Source organism: Moorena sp. SIO4G3 (assembly GCF_010692305.1).
GTDB lineage: Bacteria > Cyanobacteriota > Cyanobacteriia > Cyanobacteriales > Coleofasciculaceae > Moorena > Moorena producens_A.
Genome location: NZ_JAAHIG010000009.1, coordinates 40431 through 50134, shown reverse-complemented (window position 1 = coordinate 50134; position 9704 = coordinate 40431). Strand labels below are relative to the sequence as shown.

Below are 9704 nucleotides of genomic sequence, written 5' to 3'. Positions count from 1 at the left end.
TTCCCCATCTCCCTATTTCCCCATCTCCCCATCTCCCCATCTCCCCATCTCCCTATTTCCCCATCTCCCCATCTCCCCATCTCCCTATTTCCCCATCTCCCCATCTCCCCATCTCCCCATCTCCCGATCCAACCAATCTACTATCTTTGAATGCAACTCGGTATTAGATTGCTCTGACCTGCTCGGCAGCCTGGGCTAATTCAAATACCACCCGCGCCACGTAGGGGCGAATCATCCACCAGATTAAGGGTGATAACCAGCCTTTTAGGGTAACTGAGTAGGAAATATAGGTACCACAAAGGGTGGATTCTACCTGGTAAGTGACCCGATTTTCCACTCCAGGGATTGCCAGAAATCGTATACTGAGTAGTTCACCGGGTAAGACACGCTCTACAAAAATTCGCACTGGAATTGGGATCAAGCGAGTGACTACCTGATAAATTAAACCAGGTTTAGCCATTAAACCTTTCGGAGCATTGGTACTTGACAGTAGGGGATTCCAAGACACATCGGCTAAGTTGATCAATTTTTGCCAGAGAACTTCCACTGGGGCAGTACTCAGGGCGCGATAGGTCTTGAAGAGGGAAAACTTACACCAAATCCCCTCGTGACCAGCAATTAACTTGAAAGAAAAATTAAGAATCACTAGACGCCTCCCCCAGCTATGCTCAGGCAGATTTATGATCTTCCCCAAATGGCTTTGGTTGAAAAATCCCTCTTTATTTAGGATATGATCTCAACTGCCTGGGAGTTTTGCCAACCCCCAGGGATTCCCCTGAAGGTACCCGATCGTACCAACCAATAATTACCAACCAATAATTACCAACCAATAATTACCAACCAATAATTACCAACCAATAACATTGGCAAGGCAAACTTAAGGTTTGGCTTAGATACTCACTAGGATTGTTTATGACAGCTTTTCAGACGGACACAACAACTACCACTAATACCACTTCTTTACCTCCTGCTGACTCTAGGGAGAGAGTCAAGCAGTTGATGCAACAGCTGCAAGATACGATTTGTGAAGCTCTAGTAAAAGATGACGGGATTGGCACCTTCAGAGAAGATGCTTGGGAAAGAGAAGAAGGGGGTGGTGGTCGTTCCCGTGTGATGCGCGATGGTTCAGTAATCGAACAGGGTGGGGTTAACTTTTCGGAAGTTTGGGGCAAACAGCTGCCACCTTCAATTTTGAAGCAGCGCCCCGAGGCAGCTGGACATGGTTTTTTCGCTACTGGTACCTCCCTAGTATTGCATCCTCGTAATCCCTATGTGCCCACAGTTCACCTAAATTATCGCTACTTTGAGGCAGGACCAGTCTGGTGGTTTGGTGGGGGAATCGATTTGACCCCTTACTATCCCTTTGCTGAAGATGCTGCCCATTTGCACCGCCAATTGAAACAAGCCTGTGATACTCATCACCCTGAGTATTACCCAGTGTTCAAGTCTTGGTGCGATGAGTATTTTTATCTGAAACACCGTCAAGAAATGCGGGGTGTTGGGGGCTTATTTTTTGACTATCAAGATGGCACGGGTAAACTCTATCGTGGTCCCCATCCAGATGGTTCCGCAGCAGCTTACAGTGACAAGCTTGGGGTTTTAGAGCCTCGGAGTTGGGAAGAGTTATTTGCCTTTGTCACAACCTGCTCTGAGTCCTTTTTACCCGCTTATCTACCCATTGTAGAGCGCCGTCGCAATATGGAATATGGAGACAGAGAGCGTAACTTCCAACTCTATCGTCGGGGTCGATATGTAGAATTTAACCTGGTGTATGACCGAGGCACAATTTTTGGTCTGCAAACTAACGGGCGTACTGAATCCATCCTGATGTCCTTACCCCCCTTGGTGCGTTGGGAATACGGTTACCAACCTGAACCCAATACACCTGAAGCTGAACTGTATGAGACATTTCTCAAGCCTCAAGACTGGGCAAACTGGACAGCTTAAACTGTTGTCATATCACTGTATGGCAATACTAGGATGGTTCGATGTTAGCTATCAGTCGTCAGGTATCAGTCGTCAGGTATCAGTCGTCAGGTATCAGTCGTCAGGTATCAGTCGTCAGGTATCAGCCGTCAGGTATCAGCCGTCAGGTATCAGCCGTCAGGTATCAGCCGTCAGCTATCAGCCGTCAGCTAATCAGCCGTCAGGTATCAGCCGTCAGCTATCAGCCGTCAGCTGAAGTAACTCAGCATTATTCCAATGCTTACCTGTTGTCTTGATGCAAAGCGCGAGTGGGGGAAACCCCCTTTGGCGGCGCTGCATCGCTTATTCACAAGCTGATAACACCTCAAGTACCATGGCCTACGGCCAATGACTGATAGCTGATAGCTGATAGCTGATAGCTGATAGCTGATAGCTGATAGCTGATAACTGATAACTGATACATGATAGCTGACGAATGATAGCTGGGTAAAGATAGAATATAAATCCAAGATTCATCCCCATCATTACCTTCATCTTCAGGTCTGATGGCCAGATTTGTGCAAAAATTGGGATACGCTCCCTGACATTTCACCAATCACTGTAAGCTAAACTAGCTTGCAGTGAGTAGCTCTATGATCCCAATCACAGAGGGCTTGCTTTAAGAAAAGTCTTCCCCGCTTAATTTGTTAGTCAGGGCGTATTAGTCAGGGCGTATTAATTAAAAAACATTTTGGAGCTTTTTCAGTTGGCTGGGAAGCAGTCAGGGGCTAAAGGTGGCGCTAGTCCTACAGGTGCCCTTGACCCATTAAGAATTAAATTCGCCACGGGTCGCACCTGAATCGTTCGGGACGCACTCTCAACTCTTAATGATTAGATTTGGTAAGGTTTCAATCAGCGGTAGCTGCGACAAGGAGGTGCTGATGGTTCATATCGATCAGAAAACTCATACTACTGAAGATGGTACAAATGTGATTGTTTTGAAACCGATTGGACGCCTGGACATCACTACAGCTTGGCCTTTTCGTCTGAAATTGCAAGAGTGTATTTCCCAACTGCGCAGGCATGTAGTGGTTAATCTGAGTCAGGTTGACTTTATTGATAGTTCGGGTTTGACATCCTTAGTGGCTGGCATGCGAGATGCTGACAAAATTAAGGGCAGCTTTCGCATTTGTTCTGTTCATCCAGACGCCAAGCTGGTGTTTGAAGTCACTATGATGGACACGGTGTTTGAAATTTTTGAAACGGAGGAAGAAGCCTTAGATGGTTTATCCAGTAGTATCCCCACCTGAATAAACCAATCTGGCATCGGCGGATGAAACTGGCAACCCCCACCATCATCTTTGATTTGGTGGTAGGCGCTTCATCGGAGATAATAAAAATAATATAAAGCTTCAATTCTGATCTGCCTTGTGAATACTGTTCGCACAGTCTCGGATACTAAACGGGATTTCTACACCTATCACACTCGTCCCATTAACTCTATTTACCGACGTGTAGTAGAAGAGTTGATGGTAGAGATGCATTTGCTGTCGGTTAATGTCGATTTTAACTACGACCCCATCTATGGCTTAGGTGTGGTGACATGCTTTGACCGGTTTATGCAGAGCTATCAACCGGAAAATGATAAAGAATCAATTTTTAATGCTCTGTGTCAAGCAGTCGGAGGTGAAGCTCACCAGTACCAGGAAGATGCCCAAAGGCTCAAAAGTAGCGTAGAGTCTATGTCTGGAGAAGATTTGCTCTCCTGGTTCAGTTCACCAACCTCGGAAAATGGGACTGGGGATTTGGCTACCACTATAGCTGCGATCGCACAAAATTCTCAGTTTAAGTACAGCAGATTGTTTGCCATTGGTTTATTTTCACTACTAGAGCAGGCGGACTCGGAGTTAGCTCAGGATCAAAAGCAGCTCGAAGAAGTAATTAACAAAATCACTAGTGGATTAAATCTTCCTTCCGAAAAGCTCAAAAAAGACTTGGAGTTGTACCGCAGCAACCTGGAAAAAATGGCACAGGCTCGGGTAGTGATAGAAGATGCCATTCAAGCTGATCGCAAAAAGCGAGAGGAGCGTGCTAAAGATAAAGAAAAATCAGCTACCCCTAGCAGCGATTCCACCCCATCTGCCGAAGAAGAATCAGATTCCTCTTCGGATTCCTCTTCGGATTCCTCTTCGGATTCCTCTTCGGATTCCTCTTCGGATCAAGCCCCATCTTCCTAGCTAGGTTTTTTGGTCTAGCAGGCTGATATCCCCCGGATAAATCCCAGATAAATCACGGGGGCTAATCCCATCACTCTGGGAAAAAAGGTCAAAGAGCAAGGTACCTAAGCAATCAGCAATCAGCAATCAGCAATCAGCAATCAGCAATCAGCTGATAATCTCAGTCCTGGTATCAAGGACAATCTCACCCGAAATTATCTTAAATCAAAGGTTGTAATAGTTGAATCAGGTCTTCCGCTGGTCTGAGCCCCTCTATGCGTTGTTGAGGCTGACCGTTTTTAAACAGTACCAAGGTTGGTAACGCCTCAATGCCATACTGGGAAGCAAGCTGGGGGTATTTGTCCGTGTCAATTTTTACAACTTTCAAACGATCTTTGAGCTCCGCATTGACCTGTTCTAGGATAGGAGCCATCATCTGACATGGCCCACACCAAATGGCATAGAAATCTACCAACACGGGCACATCTGAGCCAGATAATAATTCTTGGAATGTTTTGAACTGCTTTTTAACGGCCATGAGCAAGAAACCTTTCCTAGTCCGATACTTTTTAGCTACCAAAGTCTACCAAGATAGACTTTGGCCCGCTAATGCAAGATGCTTTCACATCCAGGGGGTATCTCCCAAAGCTCTCAGGAATATCCCACGAGCGCCATAAAAATGTCAAAAAAGTTGGTTCCACCGGGATAGAGAGCGCAACTATTAAACCCTTGGTTTTCGGCTTTAATTTAAGTTACATAATAATCCCTGTCGGTGTTACCCTAATTTAACTATAACAAATCATAAGAGTTTTGGTAGACTCTGCAACATTTTTTCTAGCTGTTTACTAACCTTGTGCTCGATTCTAGTCCAAAATCATTGGTGCTGGACTAAGCTAAAGATTCTTGTAAAGTTAACTTTGGAGGAAACCGTTCCTGCCCACAAGACAAGATTAGCAGGATGGAAAACAGTTCAAGGTTTATGGAAACATTACAGACATCTGCGCAACCATCTTCCGAACAATTAAGCGATCGCATAGCCATCGTGACCGGTGCCTCGCGAGGAATTGGCCGAGCTATAGCCCTGGCCTTAGCTGGATCAGGGGCAAAGGTTGTAGTCAACTACGCCAGTTCCAGTACTGCAGCTGATCAGGTTGTAGGGGCTATCATTGATGCTGGGGGTGAAGCTTTAGCACTTCAGGCTGATGTGTCTCAAGCTGAACAAGTTGATGCCCTAGTTAAAGGGACTCTCGAAAAGTTTGGTCGTATAGACGTGCTAGTGAATAATGCTGGGATTACCCGCGACAACTTGTTATTGCGGATGAAACCCTCAGATTGGCACGCAGTCATTAATCTCAACCTGACTGGGGTATTTTTATGTATCAAAGCAGTGAGCAAACTGATGCTCAAGCAAAAGTCTGGTCGGATTATCAATATTGCTTCAGTAGCAGGACAGATGGGAAACCCTGGTCAATCCAATTACAGTGCTGCCAAGGCTGGTGTGATTGGCTTAACCAAAACCGTTGCCAAAGAGTTAGCTAGTCGTGGCATTACAGTCAATGCCGTAGCTCCGGGTTTTATTGCCACTGATATGACTACTGACCTTAAGTCAGAAGCCATTATCGAGCACATCCCTCTAGGTCGTTACGGTCAGCCAGAAGAAGTAGCTGGGATGGTGAGGTTTTTGGCAGCTGATCCAGCTGCTGCCTATATCACTGGACAAGTGTTTAATGTTGATGGTGGTATGGTTATGGCTTGAACCCCCCGGCAGGTCTGTGTTTCAAGTTCCGGAAAGTTTAAAATTGTCAGACGAATTAGCACTCTTCGTGTAAGAGTGCTAAATTTGCTAATGGAGACACAAAGCAACTTTAAACAACCAATGGCAAAAATCGTTTCGTTTGACGAAGAATCCAGACGCTCATTGGAGCGGGGGGTTAATGCCCTAGCTGATGCTGTACGTATTACCCTTGGTCCAAAAGGTCGTAATGTGCTTCTGGAAAAACAGTATGGGGCACCCCAGATTGTCAATGATGGTATTACCGTTGCCAAAGATATTGAACTGGAAGACCCCTTAGAAAATACTGGCGCTAGACTGATTCAAGAAGTCGCATCCAAGACTAAAGACGTTGCTGGAGATGGCACTACCACAGCTACCATTCTGGCTCAGGCCATGATTCGAGAAGGTCTTAAGAATGTGGCAGCTGGCGCAAATCCTGTAGCTGTGCGCCGAGGAATCGAAAAAACTGTTGCCGAGCTGGTCAAAGAGATTGAGGGCATGGCACAGCCGGTTCAGGGAACTGGGATCGCTCAAGTTGCTACAGTCTCCGCTGGTAACGATCCAGAAGTGGGTGAGATGATTGCCCAAGCCATGGAAAAGGTCACCAAAGATGGTGTGATCACCGTTGAAGAATCCAAATCCCTCTCCACCGAATTAGAAGTAGTGGAAGGGATGCAGATCGATCGCGGTTATATTTCCCCTTACTTTGTGACCGATAACGAACGGATGACAGTGGAATTTGAAAACCCCTACATCCTGATTACCGATAAAAAGATTAGTGTGATCCAGGATTTGGTACCGATTCTGGAAAAAGTGGCTCGTGACAGCAAACCCTTGCTGATTATTTCCGAAGATCTAGATGGAGAAGCCTTGGCAACTCTGGTGGTGAATAAGGCCAGGGGTGTGTTGAATGCCGCTGCGGTCAAGGCACCGGGATTTGGCGATCGCCGCAAGCAAATGTTACAGGATATTGCAGTTTTGACCGGTGGTCAGGTGATATCCGAAGACGTTGGTTTGAGCCTGGATACTGTCTCTCTAGATATGCTAGGAAATGCTACCAAAGTTAGCATTGACAAAGATAGCACCACCATTGTAGCTGGTGGTCAAACTAAGGCAGATGTAGAAAAGCGAGTTGAGCAAATCCGCCGCCAGCTAGCAGAAACTGACTCCGAATACGATAAGGAGAAACTGCAAGAACGGATTGCTAAACTGGCCGGTGGTGTAGCCGTAATTAAGGTTGGTGCGGCAACTGAAACAGAACTCAAAGACCGCAAGCTGCGGATTGAAGATGCCCTCAATGCTACTAAAGCTGCGGTAGATGAAGGGATTGTTCCTGGTGGTGGTACAACCTTGATTCGCTTAATAGAAAAAATTTCTGCACTGACAAACGACCTACAGGAAGAAGAGAAAGTTGGTGCAACTATTGTAGCCAGGTCATTAGAAGCTCCCCTGTGTCAGATGGCCGATAATGCTGGTGTTGAAGGTTCCGTCATTGTAGAGAAAGTACGGGAGAGTACTGGTAACGTTGGCTATAATGCTGCTACTGACACAATTGAAGACTTGATTGCTGCAGGTATTATTGACCCTGCCAAGGTAGTACGCTCATCCCTACAGAATGCTGCCTCTATCGCTGGTATGGTCTTGACCACAGAAGCCCTGGTGGTAGAGAAACCTGAACCCAAATCCGCTGCTCCTGCTCCCGACATGGGTGGCATGGGCGGCATGGGCGGCATGGGTGGCATGGGCGGCATGGGCGGCATGGGCATGATGTAGTGCCATTATCTAGTGCCATTAGCTAGTCTCTTGCTTTGCTAGAATAAAGCCTTAAAGCAGCTTGTCCTCAGGGACAAGCTGCTTTTTGATTCGTCATTAGTCATGGCGTGAGTCAATCTTGGGTAAACTCATTTATGGAGTATAATTTACCAATAATTATCCAGACTCTACTATCGAGACTCTACTTCTCATTAACTAATAAAACCTTAGACTAGTCTTTTGCAGAGGTTTACTATCCATGGATAACGACCAAAACTTGCTAATCCTGACGATTTATATAATTGGCGTTACTTACGTTTTGTACAAAGCGTTTCAGGAAATAGACAAACTCATAACCGTTAAGGTAGACTCTGATGCTATCAATCAGGAACTGGAAAAGCACAATCTTAATGATTTCATGGAAGTCAACTTTGGCTTCGATCCTAGCTATAAATTGGATGACTTAAAGGATCTTAAACTGAGTGTTAAAAATAAAACCAACGAGAATCCTGTTTATATTGAAATAGACTGGGATAAGAGTATTATCACTGACTTGGGAAATAATGCACGACCTATGGTTTGGGTAAATTCTGGTGATATGGAAGAGGCACCGAAAAGCCAAGACGTTGGTAAAATTCGTCCTGGTCAAAATTGCGAATTTAAGCTGAGCGATGAAAAGATTAAAGATGCATTATTTCCGGAGAAAGACTTGAAGAAGGCGATTAAAAATGGTGGCCAATTTAATCTCCAATTATTATTCAATATATTTGAACCAAATACTGGAAAAAGCAGTTCGTGCTACTTACCCTGTAGGTTTACACCGATCAAGGTACACTGGACCCAGGCTATAGTTCTTGCCTTGCAGCCTCAATAGGTCTAGCAGTTGGGAGTCTATTTGGGAGTCTATTTAGAGGATTTTGGTTTGTATCCAGTATTACGAACGTTGACCAACTTATTGAGTACTTCAAACCAAAAGGGGGCTCCCATACAGATTGCGATCGCACTCAAAATAATCCCGACAACGAATTTGAAGTAAACCCAAGTCAAACCCAGCTCTCTGGGAAGATGATTCGGTTCTTCAAACTGCTCTATAAGATTAGTTTCTCCCCAGCCAATGGGAAGAAAGGCTAGGTCATCTACAGCTGAGGTTATACTATCATAACAGTCATTACTGTTTGGTTCTTGCTGTAAACAGGCACCGGTTTCATTAACAATCCTATTAGTGACTTGATTGACAGCAGCTCTTACACTGTGGTTTTTATAGAATTGATTGCTGATATTGATGGTATCGATATTCAAGGCTAGGGAAATCACTAATCCAATTAAAAAAGATATGGCTTTAGACTGACGCTTGTATACCCCTGCAGCTCGTGTCATGGATTCGTCAAACCATGTTGCTAGTTCTTCTTGGAGTTTTTTCAGGTCTTTGTTCCGGTCAGAGTATTCAAATTTTGCTTTATCAATCAGGGTTAAAAGCGTTATCTTTAAGTCTTCAGGAAGTAAATTTTTTATCTTCTCTTCTTCAAGGGCTGTTTTAAAATTGTCCAGGGTAATCTCGGCATTATTTTTGAAGGTTGATGCCTGCTGAACAATGGTCATGATTAAAGCGGTGGCAAAGGTATCTGATGGAATATAGGAAGGGCCACTAACCTTTGAGTTAGATTTTGACTTTAATTCATTTTGGTTATCTAGGTCTTTGGCTTCGTGATTAACTGATTTAAGCAACGGATTTTGATAGAGTTTTTTTAAAAGCCGTTTGGTCTTTTTTAAATTGTTAATCTGATCAACGGTTACGTTAACTGATTCTTGATCTGACTCATCAACTACATCTTTCAGCTTTATATTTCGTAACTGAATCCCACCATTAATTAAATTTTCGATAGCCCTCTGTAAGTGTTTAGTCCGCCATTGTAAAACGCTAGCGAGATATTCTTGGATTTCAGAGGCTAACAGACTGGTGATCAGGTAGACAAAAAATAAGCCAAGGGCAACGTTTAAAATAGCAGATAGGTCCATGATTAACCAGCACTCTAGTCAAAAAGAGCAGTAGAAGTGGG

The 9704-nt window shown here is 44.6% G+C and carries 11 protein-coding genes; 7 read left to right on the top strand and 4 right to left on the bottom strand.

Annotated features, from left to right (window positions below; genetic code table 11):
* Positions 1-163: 163 nt before the first annotated feature.
* The gene (locus F6J99_RS03015; RefSeq protein WP_070391956.1) at positions 164-646 is read right to left on the bottom strand and encodes a polyketide cyclase/dehydrase and lipid transport protein; all 483 of its coding nucleotides are present in this window, start codon (positions 644-646) and stop codon (positions 164-166) included.
* A gap of 266 nt (positions 647-912) precedes the next feature.
* Between F6J99_RS03015 and hemF the strand changes: the two genes are divergently transcribed.
* The gene (hemF, locus tag F6J99_RS03010; RefSeq protein WP_293111647.1) at positions 913-1947 is read left to right on the top strand and encodes an oxygen-dependent coproporphyrinogen oxidase; all 1035 of its coding nucleotides are present in this window, start codon (positions 913-915) and stop codon (positions 1945-1947) included.
* Between the two features lie 41 nt (positions 1948-1988).
* Entirely contained in the window at positions 1989-2222 is a 234-nt protein-coding gene (locus tag F6J99_RS03005) for a hypothetical protein (protein ID WP_293111646.1), read from the top strand.
* A 68-nt stretch (positions 2223-2290) separates the two neighbouring features.
* Here F6J99_RS03005 and F6J99_RS03000 read toward each other — a convergent pair whose 3' ends face one another.
* A complete protein-coding gene (locus tag F6J99_RS03000; RefSeq protein ID WP_293111645.1) occupies positions 2291-2518 on the bottom strand; it encodes a hypothetical protein in 228 nt (75 codons plus the stop codon).
* 328 nt (positions 2519-2846) lie between these two features.
* On the opposite strand from F6J99_RS03000, the gene F6J99_RS02995 reads away from it, so the two are divergent.
* Both F6J99_RS02995 and psb29 read left to right on the top strand, forming a co-directional pair.
* Positions 2847-3215 carry an STAS domain-containing protein gene (locus tag F6J99_RS02995; RefSeq protein ID WP_070396558.1) on the top strand — a complete coding sequence of 123 codons (369 nt, stop codon included), beginning with the start codon at positions 2847-2849 and terminating at the stop codon, positions 3213-3215.
* Positions 3216-3335: 120 nt separating this feature from the next.
* Entirely contained in the window at positions 3336-4142 is an 807-nt protein-coding gene (gene psb29 / locus F6J99_RS02990; protein ID WP_293111644.1) for a photosystem II biogenesis protein Psp29, read from the top strand.
* Between the two features lie 199 nt (positions 4143-4341).
* On the opposite strand, the gene trxA is transcribed toward psb29, so the two are convergent.
* On the bottom strand, positions 4342-4659 hold the full coding sequence (gene trxA / locus F6J99_RS02985; protein ID WP_293111643.1) for a thioredoxin: 318 nt from the start codon (positions 4657-4659) through the stop codon (positions 4342-4344).
* 420 nt (positions 4660-5079) lie between these two features.
* Here trxA and fabG point away from each other — a divergent pair, with 420 nt between their 5' ends.
* The 3 genes from fabG to F6J99_RS02970 all read left to right on the top strand — a co-directional run bounded on the left by fabG (position 5080) and on the right by F6J99_RS02970 (position 8521).
* Entirely contained in the window at positions 5080-5877 is a 798-nt protein-coding gene (gene fabG, locus F6J99_RS02980; protein ID WP_365972485.1) for a 3-oxoacyl-[acyl-carrier-protein] reductase, read from the top strand.
* 120 nt (positions 5878-5997) lie between these two features.
* Entirely contained in the window at positions 5998-7668 is a 1671-nt protein-coding gene (gene groL / locus F6J99_RS02975; RefSeq protein ID WP_293111642.1) for a chaperonin GroEL, read from the top strand.
* Between the two features lie 238 nt (positions 7669-7906).
* On the top strand, positions 7907-8521 hold the full coding sequence (locus F6J99_RS02970; protein WP_070391961.1) for a hypothetical protein: 615 nt from the start codon (positions 7907-7909) through the stop codon (positions 8519-8521).
* Between the two features lie 29 nt (positions 8522-8550).
* Here the strand turns inward: F6J99_RS02970 and F6J99_RS02965 are convergent, their stop codons facing one another.
* Positions 8551-9663: a hypothetical protein gene (locus F6J99_RS02965; protein WP_293111641.1), complete on the bottom strand. Its 1113-nt coding sequence runs from the start codon at positions 9661-9663 to the stop codon at positions 8551-8553.
* Positions 9664-9704 lie beyond the last annotated feature (41 nt).

Coding starts and splice junctions, on each gene's coding strand:
- F6J99_RS02970 (WP_070391961.1), top strand. CDS start 7,907: ATGGATAACGACCAAAACTTGCTAATCCTGACGATTTATATAATTGGC.
- trxA (WP_293111643.1), bottom strand. CDS start 4,659: ATGGCCGTTAAAAAGCAGTTCAAAACATTCCAAGAATTATTATCTGGC.
- F6J99_RS02965 (WP_293111641.1), bottom strand. CDS start 9,663: ATGGACCTATCTGCTATTTTAAACGTTGCCCTTGGCTTATTTTTTGTC.
- groL (WP_293111642.1), top strand. CDS start 5,998: ATGGCAAAAATCGTTTCGTTTGACGAAGAATCCAGACGCTCATTGGAG.
- fabG (WP_365972485.1), top strand. CDS start 5,080: ATGGAAAACAGTTCAAGGTTTATGGAAACATTACAGACATCTGCGCAA.
- F6J99_RS02995 (WP_070396558.1), top strand. CDS start 2,847: ATGGTTCATATCGATCAGAAAACTCATACTACTGAAGATGGTACAAAT.
- hemF (WP_293111647.1), top strand. CDS start 913: ATGACAGCTTTTCAGACGGACACAACAACTACCACTAATACCACTTCT.
- F6J99_RS03005 (WP_293111646.1), top strand. CDS start 1,989: ATGTTAGCTATCAGTCGTCAGGTATCAGTCGTCAGGTATCAGTCGTCA.